Raw genomic sequence first — 16,301 nt, forward strand, 5'->3', positions numbered from 1 at the left:
CGCTCGCCCTCCTGGACCACGAGGGCGAGTGCAGCTCCTCGCTAAGAGCCGCGGCCGCTTACAAGGGCTGCTTGTGAATGTACAACCGGATGGCCTTATCCCCGCTGTGGAGTGGCAGCAGATGTGGTGGCCGCATTTGTTTGTCGAGGTAGTCAGGAGCTTCAAGAGGTGGGAGTGATGTGAGGTTCGGCCGGCAAGCGGTTGAGGCGACAGCGCTAATGCAAGGTGGTCGTGGTTGATGGGGTTGATCAGAGGGGTGCTTCGTCGCTACGACGCCCGATCGATGGCGACACTGATCAGCACCGGTGGTGTCATCCCGCTACCGGTCATCAGCGTGCTCGCGCCCGAGACCCTCTACCCGGGCGGGATGCCGATCCTGCTGACCATCTGGTTGTTCATCGCCGTGGTGTTCGCGGTCACGGCCATCCGTGCCCGGCTGACCGACCTCGAGTTCGCGTTCCTCGGCGGGCTGGGCATCGTCGGGATCTGCGGCACGTCGATGATCCTCGCCTCGCCACGGTCGTCGACGCTGGTCCTCGCCATCGTCGCGGTCATCCCGGCGATCGACGCGATCTCCGCGACGACCCGGCTCATCCTGTCCCATCTGGCGCTGGCGATCGTCTGCGCGGCGGTCGTCCTCGCGGTGACCACCCCGTCACTGCCCGCATATCTCATCAGCTTCGGCGCGATGCTCGGTCTGATCGTGGTGCCGGTGTTCCTGGTCGTCGCGCTGCGTAAGTCGATGGAAGCCGTGCTCGACCAGCAGACACGCCTGGTCGGGATCGATCCACTGACCGGACTGCTCAACCGCCGCGGCTTCCTGATCCGCGCCTCCCAGCTCCTCTCGGCCGCACGCTCGTCCACCGGGTGGATCGGCATCCTGTTGCTCGACGTCGACCACTTCAAGCGGATCAACGACCAGTACGGTCACCTCGCCGGCGACGGCGTACTGCTGGCGGCGTCGGCCGCGATCCGTGAGCACGCCCCGGTCGGTTCGGAGGTGTGCCGTTACGGCGGCGAGGAGTTCCTCATGTTCCACGTCGTCCACGACGCGGACGAGCTCTGGCTCAGTGCCGAACGCCTGCGGGCCGCGGTGGCGGCCGCCGCACCGGTCACGATAAGCGTCGGCGGTGTCTGCGCGCCGCTGCGCGTCGCGGGCGACAATCCGGTCTCCGGCCGGTTCGAGACCGCCTATTCCACCGACGACGTGATCGGCAACCTCCTGGGACAGGCCGACGACTGCGTCTACCAGGCAAAGGAGAACGGCCGGGACACCACCGTCATCAAGTCCATCGACGCGGTGATCTGGAACGTCGGCGCACCGAGCGCGCATGCCGCCGACGCCGAGCGGACGGTGTCACCGCCGTCGGCGAGCCTGTACGAGGTCTTCTATCGGCGGCCGGCCGACTTCGTGGACATCGACAGCCGCACCAGCGGACGTTGAGTCGTCACCGCTTGCGCGCTGTCTCGGCGCTCTCAAATCGAGTCCGACAGGCATAAGGGCAGCAACTACTGCAACTAACGCTGTGTGTCCGGCGCCAGCGCTGCGCTTAGATGTCGTGTTGATTCATGCTGCTGCCTTCACCTTGGCAGGTGGGTGCAGTCAGCTGGGGTGGTTGCTCTGCGGTGAGCTGGTCCCCTCTTTCCTGGTGGTCAGCTGGTGAACGGCCGACTCCACTGTCTTGGAGCCGACCGCTGCGGTCGCCTGCGGGTTGCGACGCGGCCGGCTCTTTGCCGTCCTCGACCGTGCCCGCATCCCTTGGGTTTGAGCGGTGAGCGGCGCGAAGTCGAGCTGGTCGAGCTTGGCCGCGGGTGCGCCGTTCTTCCTGGCTTCCTTCACCAACTCGGCCAGCCGGGTCAGCCGTTGGCGGTCCTCGGCGAGGAAGTGCTCGCGGGTGGTCGCAATCTCGGCGGCCAGCCGCGCCGCCGGTTCGAGCGCTTCGCGCCGGCGACGCTGCCGCTCGGCCAACGCTTGCGCTTCGGCGGCGTCATCGGCCTCGATCTCGGCGAGCAAGTTACTGGGATCGAACTGAGTCATTGCACTATTCCTTTCGTCGGACGGGGTCAGAGGCCGCGGCCGCGCGTGCGGTCGGCGGTGAGGGTGCTCGATCGGCGCGCGGTCGGCTGTTTCTGACCGGTGCTCGCGGCGGCCCTGCGCGGGTTGGTGGGGTGGTCGCGTGCCGCGGTCACGGCGGCTTTGCCGCTCTCGGATGTGCTCACCGCGGCCACGCGGTCTGCCCGGGACTGCCCGGCCTGTTCGCCAACCTCGGTCGTCGTGGCGGCGTCGGCGCGTTCGGTGGCCAGGTCCAACAGCTCGGCGGCCTGGTCGGCGTCGAGGTCGGCGGCTTGGGCCTGGGTCAGCAGCGCGGCGACGTGCACGCCGTCGCGGTCGGTGGCGTCGCGGCCATCGGCGCTCAGTGCCGGCGGCTGCCCGGGCGCCCAGTGTTCGGCCCGGGACTGGGTGTAGCGTTCGGCGGCCTCGTGAGGCGAGCTGCGCATCAGCTCGTCGGGGTCGAGGCCGTAGTCGCGGATCAGGTCACCGATGTTGTCGCGGACCGCGGCCGCGGTCGCGCTCTGCTCGGCGTAACGGTCGGCCATGGCGTAGAGGTCGACGACGTTGCGGCCGTCGGCGCGTTCTGCCCAGTGCCGGTCGTGGGTGCGCTCCCCCAGCCGGGCGGGTTCGATGCCGTAGTCCTCACGGATTTTGCGGGCGAGTTCGTCAGGGCTGGCGTGTTTCCAGTAGTCGGCATTGGGTTGTGCGACAGCGAGTTCGGCGCGCACCTGCCGTTGGGTGTCGGCAGCGTCGGCGGCAAGGGCGATGTACACCGCGTTCGGCGCCTGCGAGTCGGTGTCGGGGGCGTTCTCGCGGGCCTTGTGCGCCGCGCGCCGCGCCCACGCTTCGATCAGCGACGAGGTGTGGGCGATGGCCACGGCCAGCGCCCGTTCCATACCTTGTTCGAGTTCGCGGGTTTCCTGCTCGTGCTCATTCATCGGTGGTGTCCTCCTCGTCGGTGACGCTCATCGCCTCGCGTAGCGCGCGGTCGGTCAGTTTGTCGGTGGGAAGTGGTGGCGGTGGCCGGTTGTGGCCTCGGTCGGCGCTGCACCCCTCGAACGGGCCGTCGGCCGACATGAGGACCGCCATGTGATGGTCGGCGTGATCGCGCCACCACACACTCATTCCGGTGGCGGGGTCCAGGCGCAGCGATTCGTAGGCGCGCCACAGCGCTTCCAGTCGTGAGACGGCTTCGGCGTGTTCGAACCAGCGCGGGCACCACAGCCGCCCGGGTTTGGTCTTGACGTGACGGGCGTAGAGCAGCACGAGGTGGTCGTCGACGAACTCATAGACCGACTCAAACTCCGTCTCCGGGGTCGCGGGTGCCTCGTATACGTCGTCGTCGGACTCGGCGAAGTCGTCGAAGCCATCATCAATCAGCAGGTCGGTCATGCCGCGTCTCCTTCGTCGGCGGTGTCGATTGTCGCGGCGGGTGTGGGCGCGCCGTCGTCGTCCTGTTTCTGTGGCCCGTATTCGGCCAGGGATTGCCGGATCAGTGGTGCATAGGGTTTGTCCATCCACGGGATCGGTTGCAGGATCGTGGGCGGGTTACCGGCAGAGAACAGCAGCATCCGGCCGCGGGGCCAGGAGGCGAGATCGCGGATGGTGAAGATGTTTTCGCGGGTGGTGTGCTCCGACACCGACTGTGATCCTCGGCTGTTGCCTGATCCGCTGGACCGCGACACGTTGAGCGCGCGGCGTTCGTACTGGCCGGCGAGCTTGGACAGGCTTTCCAGGTAGGTGGTCTCGCGGACGTTGCCGCCGTAGATGTAGATGTTCGACGACGATTCGAGCAGTTTCATCGGCCGTTCCCCGAACACCCCGATCCCTTGGGACCACGATTGCAGGATCGTCATGATGATGATTCCGCGGGACCCGTAGTGCGAGTACAGCTTCGGCAGATCGGGCCAGCGCACGACGTTGGCGGCCTCATCGAGGGCGCACAGCAGCGGCACCGGTAGCCGCCCACCTGGGGAGGCGGTGGCGATCGCCTCGGCGGTTTTGGTGGTGGCCATGGTCAACGCGGCGACCAGCGGGCCGACCGACCCCACACCTTCACGCGAGAGGCAGTACAGCGTTTCCCCGCGTCGGATGTAGCTGGCGAGGTCGAGGTGAGGGCGCTGGTCGTCGGGGCCGGTGCGCGAGACCCACGCTCGCACATTGCGCCCGCGGAGGCATTTCGCCATCTTGATCGCGGTGCCCCAGATGCCGTCGGCCTGCTTGTCGGTGAGGTTCAGGCGGGCGTTGAGGGCGTGGGCGACCATCGGGTAGTCGTGCTCGCGCAGGATCGCGACCGCGTCGTGGCCGTCGGCTCGCACCACCAGCCGCTCGAACACGGTGGTGATCGGTTCGCCGGCCAGGGCGGAGGCCAGGATGAGGTTGGCCAGGAGATCTTCGCCCTCGGGCTCGAAGTAGGGGTCCTTCTTGGCGTCCTGGCCGTCGTCTCCGGCGGCGAAGAGTTGGGCGAGTTCTTCGGCGCGGGTCTCGTCGGTGACGTAGCTCAGCGGGTCCCAGAACCACCACGGTTCCTCGTTGGCAACCGATTGGGGGTCGAACACCCACACCTGGCGGGTTGGGGCGCCCGTGGCGTCGCGGAACTCCCGGACCAGGCGGGTGTGGTCGAGGTTGCCGCGCTTGTTCTCGGTGGCCAGCACCGCTCCGGGGGCCTCGCAGATCGCCGGAATGATCCTCGAGGTGGACTTGCCCTGTCGGGGTCCCCAGATGTCGAGGTGCATGTCCTCAAACGATCCGTAGATCGGGGTGCCAGACAGGGTCTTTCCCAGTGGCACACCGATGGTGCTGGAGAACCCCGCCGGTGCCGCGTCCTGGTCGACGCCGAGGTCGCGGGCCTTGGCGGCGACCGACTTTTCGGTCACCGATGCGATGTCGGCGCCGCTGCCCAGGTGTTGTTGGGCGGTGTCGACGCGCGAACGCTTCGGGCGGCGCCGCCAGCGCAGCACCGCATATCCGGCGGCCGCGGCGACCGGCGCCAGGATGACGATCAGCCACACCGTGGCCGCGGTCGGCCAGCGCAGGTCGCCGGTGACGAGCGCGATCGGCGCCGCGAACGGGTTGGCCGGCACCGTCTGCCCGCCGGCCAGATGCAATGCCGCCCAGCTCAACAGCGACACCACCACGACCACCCCGACGCCGGCGAACAGGAGTTTGTCGGAGTGGTTGCGGGTGGGTTCGGTGGAGGTGCCCGGTGTGGCGGCCATCAGACGACCTCCCCCTCATCCTGGGCCGTCGCGGGCTCGGCGGCGAGGAGGTCGGTCAGCGACACCTCACGCCAGGTGCGGAAGCCGGGCATCCGGCACACCTCCAGCGCCGGGTTGTCCTCACCGTTGTCGACGACCTCGACGGTGACGAACACGCTGTGCTTGAGGATGTCTCGCTGCAATGCTCGGGTGGTCACCCGGTGGTTGGACACCACCAGCCGCAACCCGATCAGGTCGAGCTCTTGGTAGTCGCGGGCCTGGCCGGCGAGATAGACCGCCTTACGGGCCGCTTCGCGGTCGGCGCTGTCCTGATCATCGACCCGGTCGTTGTCGTGGAACTCCCCGTACCACGGGTCTTCACCATGCTCGGAGCACACCGCGAACGAGTTGACCTCGACGTCTCCGGCGGCGTACAGCGTCACCTGCGGTGCGGCCTCGGCCTCGGCGTCCATCTCGGCCAGACGGGCGTCGAACGCCTTCTGCCGCAGGTCGTCGTAGTCGATGTGGAGTTGTTTACGCAGCTCGGTCTTCCACTTGCGGAACAGCGAGCCGGTGTCGATGCCGTGCTCTTTGGCCCAGCTGAACAGCTCCGAATGGCTGGTCATCGCCCTCAAGGTGTCGGCGTTGTCGCGCACGGAGTCTCGGGCGGTGTCCCAGTCCTTGGCGTCGGAGGCGTTGTTCTTCTTCTTCGTGGTGGTGCTCATCGCAGTTCCTTTCCAGTTGGTGCGGTTGATGTTCGGGGGCCGATTCTGGGTGCCAGCGTGGTGATCGCGGCGCCGGCCACGGCGACGATGACCGTTGAGGCCAGCCAGGTCGCGGCGTCGTGGTTGCTGGCCATCGCGATGACCAGACACGCCCCGACCAGGACCACCAGCAGCCGGAACATGCCGGCCCCGCCCGGGGTGTAGACGGTCATGACGACCATCGCGGCGATCCCGGCGACCGCGAGCGCCGCAGCGGTGATCGCGGCGGTGGCCGGGCTCGGCGTCACCGGTGGTGTGCTGGCGAGGTGTTCCCATACCGCGGCCGGGGTGCGGTCGGCCAGGTACCGCAGCATCCACACCACCATCGCGGTGACGGTGGCCGTGACGGCCACGGTGACCAGCGTTCCGCCGACTAGGCCGTTGACGCCCTCGCGGACGGTCGGTGGCGCCGGGGGTGCCGGTGAGCGGTGTCCGGTGCGGTCGTGGCCGGTGCGGTCATAGCCGTAGCGGTTGAACCCGGCTCGGTCGTAGCCGTCGATGTCGTAGCCGGCCTCGTTGTATCCGTCCAGGTAGAACCCGTCGCTGTCACGGCCGAGATGGTCACGCCCGTACCGGTCGAACCCGTAGCGGTCATAGCCCGAGGCGTCGTAGCCGTCGCGGTCGAATCCGCCTGTGTCGAATCCTGTGGGGTCGTAGCCGTAGGCGTCGTACCCGTCGGCGTAGGGGTTGTTCGGGTCGTAGGGGACGCTCACTGTGCTGCTCCTAACGTCGTGGTGTCGATCAGGTCCATGCGCCACATCCGCCAGCACCGGTCGTCATCTCGGGAGAGCGTGATGTCGAAGGTCATCAGCCGCCACGGCGTCGAGGTGCCGTCGGCGTGCATGACGTCCTGGGTGACCAGGGCGCGGCGCCCGACGTCGAGATCGCCGGGCCGATCGGCGCGGGCGGTGACTTTCACCGCCGCGGTGACGATGTCGTGGTTGGTCCGCCACTGCTGCCACTCCGGTAGCGCCCGCACGGTGTCGTCGTGGGCGCGGGTGGCCACGGTGCGCAGCGCCCCGGACAGCCACGGCACCGCGCGGCGCATCCCGTCGCCGGAATCGGCGTCGGTGGCCGGTTCCCAGCTGTAGATGCGGTGCAGCGCTTCGGTCGCCGACTCATCCGGACTGGCGTCAGGTTGCGGGCCGTCCCCCACTGGTAGGTCGTGGCCGCCGACATGGTCGTCGCTGTGCGGGTCGGGGCTGTCGACGCCGCACGCGTTGAGCGCCAGCGCCACGACCAGCGCTACGGCGCCGAGTACGGCCAGACCGCCGGTGTGCAGGTATCGGTGCATGGCGGGACTCCTATCGTTCTACGGGCAGCGAGTCGCGGAATGCGGGCTCGTTGCGGATGATGATTTCGGCGTAGGGCCGGGTCTCGGAGAAGTGCCGCGGATGCTGGTTGGGGAATCCGCCCGAGGACTGCACCGAACCGGGGCCGGCGTTGTAGGCGGCCAGGTAGAGGTCGCGGCGGTCCTTGTTCGGGCCGCTGCGCTCGTCGACGGCACCCGAGGCGATCCATCCGTCGACCTGTTTGGCGATGTCGCACATGAAGTGGCCCTGGGCCATGATTCCGTCGCCGAGGGAGTACGGGTCGACCCGGCCGTCGCGGTCGTAGTCCTTGCCGTAGGTGGCCCACGTCGAGGGGATGAACTGACCCGGTCCCATCGCCGCGTCCGGCGACACGGCGGTCGCACGAAACCCTGTCTCCTGCTTGCCCTGCGAGGCCAACAGCGACGAGGTGATCTGCGGGCAGATCGTCCCGGCCTCGTTGTACCAGCGCGCCCAGTCGGCCGGCACTGTCCCGACCTTGACGATCCCGCCCCCGCCGCCGGGGGTGCCTTCGGGTGCGCAGTCGTCGGTTCCGCTGCTGCCGCCGGCGTCGCCGCCGCGGTCGCGGATCCGGCCGAGGTCTTCTCCGTTGTAGAGCGGGGACCGCTCGACGGTGACGTGCACGTGGTCGAAGTGGTTGGCCGTCCAACCGCCACGGTCGGGCATGGTGTTGCCGGGCCCGCGGGCGGGCTGGTAGTACTGCCGCCAGATGGTGTACTCGACGTGAAAGACGTCTCTGTTGGCCATCACGTAGCGCTGGATGCGGTTGCCCAGCTCGACGTTCGCCGGGTCGCGGCCGCCGCCCGGAATCATGATGTCGGCGGCGCGACCATCGGGGTGGTCGCTGAATCCGCCGCCGTCGGCGCGCCATCCGCCGATCGTTTTCAGCTGCGGGAACCGTTGAGCGACAGCGCGAACCAGTCGCACGGTGTTGGTCTGGAAATGCGCTTCCGAGCCCAGCCGCGAGGCCATCGGCCTGGACACGTCGAGTTCGCCGCTGCTATCGGTGACCGCGCCCAGTGTCTCCGCACGCGGTGCACCTGCTGCCGGTGGCGCGGGTGGTGGTGCGCGGGCGGGTGCGCTGTCGACGAACATGCCCTCCGGGGCCGGTTTCTTGCTGCGGACCCCGGCCTTGCGGGAGGTCACTGGCCACGCGTCCCAGCCCTGACCCTGCAACGTCGTGTTGGCGATCTCCATCTGCTGACCCGGGGTCGCCTTGTCGGCGGTCGGGGCGTACTTCGCGCCCCCGAACCAGGTCCAGGTGCTCGCCGAGAACTGCAACCCGCCGTAGTAGCCGTTACCGGTGTTGATCGACCAGTTGCCGCCAGATTCGTGCTCGGCGACCTTGTTCCAGTCCGCCACCGTCACCACATCCGCGTCGGCTCCCCCACCGGGGGCCGGGGCCGTCGGTGGTGGGGCGCTACCCGGTTCGCGGGCACCTGTCAACCACGGCATCGGGTCGATCGCCCGCTGCCCCCAGCCGCCTTCCCACACCTCGAAATGCAGGTGCGTCCCACCCGGCCCAGGTGGGGAGACCTCGCCGTTGTACCCGGCACGGGAGATCTGCTGCCCCGCGGTCACTTTCTGGCCGGCGCTGACCATGAGGTCCTGGGGGAACACATGCCCGTAGACGGTGTCCACGCGTTTGCCGTCGATGTTGTGCGACAGCACAATCCACTGCCCGAACCCACTAGCCGGCCCCGACTTGGAGACGGTGCCGTCGAACGCGGCATAGATCGGCACACCGGGCTGGGAACCGAAGTCCACGCCCTGATGCATCGCACCGCCACGCGGACCGAACCCCGAGGTCAGGCTGTAGGTGCCCTTCTTCATCGGAAAGGTCCGCTGCCCGGGATTACCACCACCGCTGGACCCGGCCCCCGCACCGGGAGTCTCGCAGTCGGTCACCACGGTGCTCAGCATCGTCACGACAATCAACGGAATCGCCACGACCAGCGCCAACGCTGCGGCCAGACCCCCCTTGGCCCCGTCATTCACGGCCGCGCCCGGTCCTTGAGTGCCGCGACGAGATCGGCGTTGAGTTGCTGCAAGGCGCGCAGCTTCTCCCGGGTAGCGGCCAGCTCCAGGTTGCTGCCGGCCTGCGGTGCGGTGTCCTCGTCGGCGATCGCCTTCTGATACCAGTTCTTGATGGTGTTCGGGTGTACCGAGAACTGTTGTGACACTTCGGTGCACGCCGCCCACAGCGACCGCACATGCGGCAGGACTTCCCGCACTGCGGCCACGGCCAGTTCCCGAATCTCGGGGTCGATCCAGCCGTAGCGGCGATCGAAGTCCGGGGTGCTCATGCCGCATCACCGGATCGGGTGCTGACGCCGGTGAACCGTCCGCTGGTGTTGTGCACGCCGCCGTCGGCTTCGATCGGGGTGAAGTTCAGCCGGAACGGAGTTCCGGGCCGCTCGTCCTCACCGCTCTTGAGCAGGAACACCCCCTGCCCGTGCGGGCGCGGCCGATCAGCTGAGGTCGTCGAAGCGTCATCCCCGGCACGCATCCGAGCACGCAATTTGCGCAGCACCGACTCCGACGGCGGTGGCGTGGATGCCGCAGAGGTGACCAGCGCCCGCTCGGCGCGGTTGAAGTGGGTCACCGTGGAGAGCCGGTCGAGTTCTTCGGTGCCGACCGGTCCGATGAACTTCAGTCGCGCCTTCTCAAGGAACCCGATCGCTTTGTTCGCATCCGCTTGCGACTCGAACGCCGACAGGTCGGCCACCGAGTGGGTGATCATGATCAGCGACACCGCATCCGACCGGTTCAACCGCACGAGTGCATCGACGCGGTCGACGATCCCGGCACCGGAACCGATGACCTGCCACAGCTCGTCGATGATGACCTGGAAGGTGCGTCGCGGACCCAACCCGGCATCAGCGAGGACGTGCGCGGCCTCGACCGCACCGAACCCGTCCGACCAGCACACCAGCAGCAGGGCCGCCTTGAGCTTCTTGTCGCCCTTGGGAACCCGGGACACATCGACACACACCGCCGGGGCGTTGACGTCGATGGGCTCGGTGGTCTGGCCGTTGAGGACCCGGCCCAAACGGCCGCGCACCAACGCCCGCAACGACCGCAACAGGTTGGCCGTCGCCGCCACGTACGCCTCTGGTGTCTCAACCGCGGCGTCCTCGAACAAGCTCGCCGATCCGGCCTTGACCACGTCGTAGAGGTCTTCCAGGATCGGCGGGTGCGCACCGGTGAACCCCTTACCGCCCTCGGCAACCGGCTGGTACAGGATGTCCAGGGCCGAACCGAGCAGGGTGTCTTCGTAGTCCTCGACCGCGCGGCCGCGGTTGATCTCCACCAGACCGGCCACGGTGGCGACCTGGCGGGACCGCAGGTCCGCGCTCACCTGGATGATCTGCTCACGCAGCTTGTCCAGGCCACGCCGACTGGCCTGCGGGTCGGCCTCCATCGCTGCGGCCCGCTCGCGCAGTTGGTCCAGGACCTCGCCGAGCGCGCCCGCGGCGAGCGGGTTGATCTTCTGATGCCCGTAGCCGCCGGTGATGACCTGGCCGTCGTTGGCGCGGGTCAGGTCGGCGTAGTCGGGTTTGATGTCGCCGAGGAACAACGAGGTGTGGCCTTGGGCCATGTTGCCCTCCGCCAGCCGCCGCACCAGCGACGATTTGCCGAACCCGTTGAGCGCAAGCACGAACGCGATCGGGGCGGTGATCAAACCGGCCAGGAACCAGGTCAGCGGATCGCAACCGAAGTCCTGACCGGTCTGCAAATGCGCCCCGAGCGGGGTGCCCAGCAGCGGCGACGACGCACCGATCGAGAACGGCCAGAACCCGCCGGCCACCTGCGCGGTCGTGGTGCGCCACTCCAGCATCCGCACCACGATCGACGTACGCCCGCCACCCGGCTTCGCCGTCCCCCGATGCCCGGGGTCGGGACTCTCGATATCGAACCCGCCCTGCTCGACCGCCCGGGTGATCGCGCGCTCGCGCCGACGGTTCTCGGCCGCCAGCCTGCGTTGAGCGCGGCGGGTCGCCCACCGCCCGCCGGTGTTATCGGCGGCCGCCATCTTGAGCGCTTCGTAGCGCATGGCGGTCATCACCAGCACCCCGCCGATGCGCACGGTGTCGGGGATCTGCTCGGGGGAAGCTGTGTCGTCGGTGGCCGTTCCGCGCTGGCCGGGACGAGTGCTCAGTAGCGTCATTGCACCGGTCCCCTCACGCGCTCAGACGCTTGTTGACGGTGGCGTACTCAGGCAGCAGAATGCCCAAGCCCAGCGACCCGGCGAACGCCGAGTCCTGCCCGCCGTAGACCCGCTGCACCCCGATCCGGGCCGCCGACGTCATGCCTTCGAGTTCCGCGGCCAGCTGCGGATGATCGGCGTCGCGCGGAGCGGTCAGCGTGATCAACATGCCGAACCGGGTCAACCCGGCGCCGCGGGCCTGTTCGATCCGAGCCGCGCGGGTGTTGTCCACGCGGATCGACGCCTCGGCCGAGCCGATACCGGTCTTGGCCTGCTCGGCCGACAGGGCGTTCTTGAAGTCGGTGTCGACGAGCTTCACCGCTTCGGCCTCGTTGTGGATGCGGTACACGATCGCCACCCGCTTACGCGGCACATCCATGCGCGGCACCAGCAGTGGCCGCAACGCCTCGTGGGTGACCGTGCCCGCCGGGGCGTCGGTCATCTCCCAGGTCACCGACCGGAACCCGTTATGCACGTAGTGGTCCCACTCGGCCTTCGCACCGGCACACCCGGTCTGGTCCCACCGCAACTGGTCCTGCTCATCGCGGGAGAGCATCACCTCCAACTCGCGGTCGAGCTCCGGGCGGAACGCGCGGGTGGCCACCGCGCACAACTCGCCCGCGGTCATCGGCGTGGCATCCAGGCCCGCTGTCGCCGCGCGGCCCACGATCGTCGAGAGCAGACGCCCGATCGCCGCACCCTGATCGGCGACCTCGGTGCTGTCGGCTTCGCGCTGGCGGCGGAAGGTGATCGACACCCGCACCTCGTTGCGGACTTTCGCCGACATCCGGTGCAACGCCGTCTGCGCCATCACCTCACGGGAGAATTCCGGACCGTGCTTGGACGTGATCGAGCGGACCTCGGCGGCAATCCGAGTGCCGTTGTCCGGCAGCGTCTCCACCACGGCCATGGCCCCGGCCACGTTGTGGGTCTTGCCCAGACCGGACAGGAAGTCGTCCCAGCCGCGTACCCAGTTGTTGATCTGGGATTGCTCGACGAGTTCCTGGCCTTGGGGCTGGGTCGAGAGCACCACCGTGTAGTGGTCCTTCGCGCGGGCGTGGATCAGCCCAAACCGATGACCCGAACTCAACTCGTACTCATACAACCGGGTATCCCCGGCGATACCGGGCATCTGGCATCGCCCGGGCACCACCCCGAACACGCCACCGCGGAACGTGGTGTGTCCCTTGCGCTTGGCGTTCCAGAACGCGAACCTCACGATCATCAACTCCCAACCAGTACGGCCGCGGCGTTTCTGCACCAGCGGCACCAACACGACTGCGCCGAACAACAGCACGACGCCGGTCACCAGCAGCGACCGGAAAACCATGAACTGCAACACCCCGACGATCAACACGCCACCGGCGAACAACGTGGCGCCCCAGGACATCCCGAACAAGCCCGGTGATTGCGGCTTCTCCCACCGCCCATACAGCAGAACGTCGTTCACCTCCGATGCGCTCACCGCTGCTCACCCTCGGTGGCGGGGGCCCTGTCCTCGTGCACAATGGCGGCGGCCGCCGCTGGTTGGCCGAGAGTGCCGACGCAGTAGCCGAAGCAGCCGGAATCCAGTCGGCGGGTAACCCCCGTGCCTATCGCTGCGATCGCGGTGAAACCAGCAACGCCGAGCGCCACGGTCACCATCACTGGCGGGAACTCCACCAGCCACACCGTGACGATCCACCCCGCTACGGCCGCGATGCCGCTCATCACCGCGGTACCGAACCGCCCCCCGCGGGTGTCGCGCCACGCCCACACGGCTGCTGCCGACGACCCGACCAGCAGCACCAGCAGCGCGGTGAGCGTCAGCCACCGCCACTGGATCGCGTGCCCTGCCAGCGCGGCGACGATAGCCACGACTGCGCTCGCCCCCATGCAGACGAGAGGGCCGGTGCTGCGCCGGTTCGACTCGGTATCAGCAATAGTGCTGTCGGTCATCGGTATTGGCCTCCTTCGCTGACCAGAGACGACGACTCGTAGTTGTCGTCGAAGAGTTGTTCCGATGCGCTCATGACTGAGGACGCGGCCTGACTGACGTCGCCGACCCCGACTGATCCGGTGCCGCTGCTGCCCGCACCGGGCGATGCGGAGGATTGCGGGCCGGTGCCCGCGCCTGCGGCGGTGCCGGCGTCTCCGGGGTTACCTGAGCCGGTGCCGCGACGTGTCCGGACGAGCCGGTGCCGCCGCGGCCGCTGCCCGATCCCCCGCCACCAGACGATCCTGAGGGTCCGCCGGATGATCCGGTGCCCCCGGACAGTCCGCCGGAACTGGGGCCGGTGGGCCCGCCCATGGGACCCATGGAGGCCCCGGACATCGACGCGGTCGACCCGCCCGCGGCCGACCCTGCGCTGGCCGCACCGGATGCGCCACCGGTGGCGACCATGGTCCCCGCCGCGGCGACCGCGCCCGCGGCCATCATCCCGGCCTGCAACCCCGAACCGCCCGACATCGCCGCACCGGCCGAAATCAACTTGGTGAGCATCGGCAGGACCAGCACTGTCAGGGACAGCAGGATCAACCCCATGAGCGCCATCTGGGCGTCTTTGAGAGACCCGACGTCGTGGCCGGCGAGTTTGAACGCAACCCAATACACCAGGGCCGCTACGGGTTTCCACAGCAGCAGCGCGATCGTCCACTGGATGAGACGGGAGAACGCCATCTTGCCGATAGTGGTGCCGCCAAAGCTACCCACCAGCGGGATCATCGCGACCACCACGGCGAGCATGGCCTGGCGGCCGATGAGCAGCACCGCCTGCAAGATGCCGCCGAGGATGCCGCACACCGCGACGATCAGGATCAATCCCGATCCGAGGGTGAGCAGGTTCGCCGCGGCGAGATTGGTGATCAGGTTCTCGTTGTCCTTTGTGCCCTGCTCAAGCAGCCAGTTCGACAAGGCGTCGCTGCTGGCGGTGCACGCGGTGAGCACACCGCCGAACATCCACGCGCCGAACACTGTTTTCGCCAAGCCCATGAACGATTCCTGCGCTTCGTTCATCACCGCTTGGCGGCGTGCCATGACCAGCCGCCACGACCCGATCAAAATCGACGCGATCAGCCCGTAGAGCTGGATCTGCACGGTGGCTTTCTGGATGTCCTGGATGACAGAGTCCGAGGCGTACTGCGGGGTGGGGAGCTTGATGAACCACGCAAGGGTGAGCTGGAGAATCTTCACCCAGCCCTGGGCCATCGACTTGACCATCGATTTGAAGCCCTCCCCGGCAGCGTCTTTGACCGCCCCGCCAGCGGACTTGACTGCCGCGCACCCCAGCACGCCGGTGAGCAGCCCATACGGGCTCGACGCGCACTCCTTGATGTTGTCGCCTATGCTCGGAGCCGCCGCCGCGACCGGAACCATCTGCGCGTCAGGGTCCTCAGCCGCGCCGCCGAACGGCACCCGCAGCACGAGCACAGCCGCGAGGACGACCGCGATGAGCAACCGGCGGGGCCAGCGGGTGTGAGTCAGAACCATGTCGCCCACGCCGGGTTGTCGATGTACTCCATGAGGCCCTGGTCGGTGGAAAGCATCTGCTCGGTGATCCGCAGTTTCCACCGGCCGTCGTCCCACACGACCGGCATGTAGCCGCCGCCGTAGACGGTGCCGTTGGTGGTCGGGAACTCCTCGGGCGCGGGGAACGGCCCGAATGCCCACCGGATGGAGGCGGCGTTCTCGGTGTAGCGGTCCGGGGTGATCTGCACTGCGGCCGGCATCGTCTGGTACTGCGGGTCATTGGTGACCGCGAGCATCTGCTGTTTGAGGTCGTCGGGTCCGACCACAGAGCTGTCCACGACCGCCTGCCGCACGTTCTGCGGGCCGAAGGTGGCGCGTAGCAAGATTTGCAGGCTGGCCAGCGCCGCACCTTGGGGGGTGCGACTGAAACCCGACGGCACACCGTCGGGACTGATGGCGGTCGGGCCGTCGCTGGTGCTGAACGGCATCGGCACCCCGTAGACCTTCTGCCACTCCAAGCCCTGCGGTGCACGCAACGGGCTTGTCAGCTGCGCCGGTGAGGTTTTCGCGCCCTGGTCGAGGACATGGCCGTTCGGATCGGCCGGGATGCGCATACCGCGGCCGAGGACGTCGACGTCGTTACCGAGGTAGTCCCGGCCCGGATCGCCGCTCGGCACGCTCGGAGTGCTGATCGGCGGTGGCGGCGGCGGTGCTGTCTCGTCAGAGTTGTCCAGACGTGAGCCGGCGTAGCCGACCGCGGCCACGATCGCCACGCCCACCACGGCCAGGGCGATCCACACGATGGGCCGGTTCCACCGCCGCTTCGGCGTGGTGGCCTCGGTGTCGTTGGTGCTCATGCCCGCTCACCGCCATGCCCGACCGGTTCGTCGGTTGTCGCGTAGAAGCTGAGGACGAACGCACAGGTCAAAAGGACGCCGATACCGATGGGGATGGCGAACCACGTGATCATCGGCAGTCCGCCCGACATCGCCAGCATCACTGCGCCGAGGCCCGCACCGATCATCCCGATGACTTGCAGCCGCGCTCCGACCATGCTCGGCGACCAGGGCGGCGACGTCGGTTCACCGCGCACGAGAAACGCCGCGGCCGCGGTGAGCAGGAAACCGACACCGAGAGCGATGACAGCGATTGCGCCGACGGTGTCGCTGCCGGTCCACAAGGCGAGTTGACTGAGCAGGGCGCCGGCCACACCGTGACCAGCGCTGGCCATCAGGAACACACCCAACTCGTGAGGCATGTCGTCGAGCCTGAGCCCGAGGGGATAACGCATGTGCTGA

General features: G+C 68.2%; 16 protein-coding genes. 1 reads left to right on the forward strand and 15 read right to left on the reverse strand.

Going from position 1 to position 16,301, the window contains the following annotated elements; all coding sequences use genetic code 11:
• Window positions 1–238 precede the first annotated feature (238 nt).
• Window positions 239–1,444 carry a diguanylate cyclase gene (locus BJF87_RS09745; RefSeq protein WP_262338928.1) on the forward strand — a complete coding sequence of 402 codons (1,206 nt, stop codon included), beginning with the start codon at window positions 239–241 and terminating at the stop codon, window positions 1,442–1,444.
• A 159-nt stretch (window positions 1,445–1,603) separates the two neighbouring features.
• Here BJF87_RS09745 and BJF87_RS26635 read toward each other — a convergent pair whose 3' ends face one another.
• The 15 genes from BJF87_RS26635 to BJF87_RS09820 form a co-directional block, all read right to left on the reverse strand.
• Window positions 1,604–2,038, reverse strand: coding sequence for a hypothetical protein (locus tag BJF87_RS26635; protein ID WP_262338929.1), 435 nt, complete (start codon window positions 2,036–2,038; stop codon window positions 1,604–1,606).
• A 26-nt stretch (window positions 2,039–2,064) separates the two neighbouring features.
• Window positions 2,065–2,991: a hypothetical protein gene (locus BJF87_RS09755; protein ID WP_075863025.1), complete on the reverse strand. Its 927-nt coding sequence runs from the start codon at window positions 2,989–2,991 to the stop codon at window positions 2,065–2,067.
• The gene (locus BJF87_RS09760; RefSeq protein ID WP_075863026.1) at window positions 2,984–3,445 is read right to left on the reverse strand and encodes a DUF4913 domain-containing protein; all 462 of its coding nucleotides are present in this window, start codon (window positions 3,443–3,445) and stop codon (window positions 2,984–2,986) included. Before BJF87_RS09760 ends, BJF87_RS09755 begins: the two co-directional genes overlap by 8 nt.
• The gene (locus BJF87_RS09765; RefSeq protein WP_075863027.1) at window positions 3,442–5,271 is read right to left on the reverse strand and encodes a type IV secretory system conjugative DNA transfer family protein; all 1,830 of its coding nucleotides are present in this window, start codon (window positions 5,269–5,271) and stop codon (window positions 3,442–3,444) included. The genes BJF87_RS09760 and BJF87_RS09765 overlap by 4 nt, the downstream gene beginning before the upstream one ends.
• The gene (locus tag BJF87_RS09770) at window positions 5,271–5,975 is read right to left on the reverse strand and encodes a hypothetical protein (protein WP_075863028.1); all 705 of its coding nucleotides are present in this window, start codon (window positions 5,973–5,975) and stop codon (window positions 5,271–5,273) included. The genes BJF87_RS09765 and BJF87_RS09770 overlap by 1 nt, the downstream gene beginning before the upstream one ends.
• A complete protein-coding gene (locus tag BJF87_RS09775) occupies window positions 5,972–6,727 on the reverse strand; it encodes a hypothetical protein (RefSeq protein WP_075863029.1) in 756 nt (251 codons plus the stop codon). Before BJF87_RS09775 ends, BJF87_RS09770 begins: the two co-directional genes overlap by 4 nt.
• Window positions 6,724–7,308, reverse strand: a complete 585-nt coding sequence (locus BJF87_RS09780; protein WP_075863030.1) for a hypothetical protein — start codon at window positions 7,306–7,308, stop codon at window positions 6,724–6,726. The genes BJF87_RS09775 and BJF87_RS09780 overlap by 4 nt, the downstream gene beginning before the upstream one ends.
• Window positions 7,309–7,318: 10 nt before the next feature.
• Entirely contained in the window at window positions 7,319–9,343 is a 2,025-nt protein-coding gene (locus BJF87_RS27100; RefSeq protein WP_075863031.1) for a transglycosylase family protein, read from the reverse strand.
• A complete protein-coding gene (locus BJF87_RS09790; protein WP_075863032.1) occupies window positions 9,340–9,651 on the reverse strand; it encodes a transposase in 312 nt (103 codons plus the stop codon). Before BJF87_RS09790 ends, BJF87_RS27100 begins: the two co-directional genes overlap by 4 nt.
• A complete protein-coding gene (locus BJF87_RS09795) occupies window positions 9,648–11,516 on the reverse strand; it encodes a hypothetical protein (RefSeq protein WP_075863033.1) in 1,869 nt (622 codons plus the stop codon). The genes BJF87_RS09790 and BJF87_RS09795 overlap by 4 nt, the downstream gene beginning before the upstream one ends.
• 13 nt (window positions 11,517–11,529) lie before the next feature.
• Window positions 11,530–13,020, reverse strand: coding sequence for an SCO6880 family protein (locus tag BJF87_RS09800; protein WP_075863034.1), 1,491 nt, complete (start codon window positions 13,018–13,020; stop codon window positions 11,530–11,532).
• On the reverse strand, window positions 13,017–13,493 hold the full coding sequence (locus tag BJF87_RS09805; protein WP_075863035.1) for a hypothetical protein: 477 nt from the start codon (window positions 13,491–13,493) through the stop codon (window positions 13,017–13,019). The genes BJF87_RS09800 and BJF87_RS09805 overlap by 4 nt, the downstream gene beginning before the upstream one ends.
• Before the next feature lie 70 nt (window positions 13,494–13,563).
• Window positions 13,564–15,024 carry a hypothetical protein gene (locus tag BJF87_RS09810; protein ID WP_262338930.1) on the reverse strand — a complete coding sequence of 487 codons (1,461 nt, stop codon included), beginning with the start codon at window positions 15,022–15,024 and terminating at the stop codon, window positions 13,564–13,566.
• Window positions 15,015–15,860, reverse strand: coding sequence for a hypothetical protein (locus BJF87_RS09815; RefSeq protein WP_075863036.1), 846 nt, complete (start codon window positions 15,858–15,860; stop codon window positions 15,015–15,017). Before BJF87_RS09815 ends, BJF87_RS09810 begins: the two co-directional genes overlap by 10 nt.
• Window positions 15,857–16,294: a hypothetical protein gene (locus BJF87_RS09820; RefSeq protein WP_075863037.1), complete on the reverse strand. Its 438-nt coding sequence runs from the start codon at window positions 16,292–16,294 to the stop codon at window positions 15,857–15,859. Before BJF87_RS09820 ends, BJF87_RS09815 begins: the two co-directional genes overlap by 4 nt.
• Between the last annotated feature and the right edge of the window lie 7 nt (window positions 16,295–16,301).

Origin of the sequence: Gordonia sp. CNJ-863 (assembly GCF_001942325.1) — a bacterium.
GTDB lineage: Bacteria > Actinomycetota > Actinomycetes > Mycobacteriales > Mycobacteriaceae > Gordonia > Gordonia alkanivorans.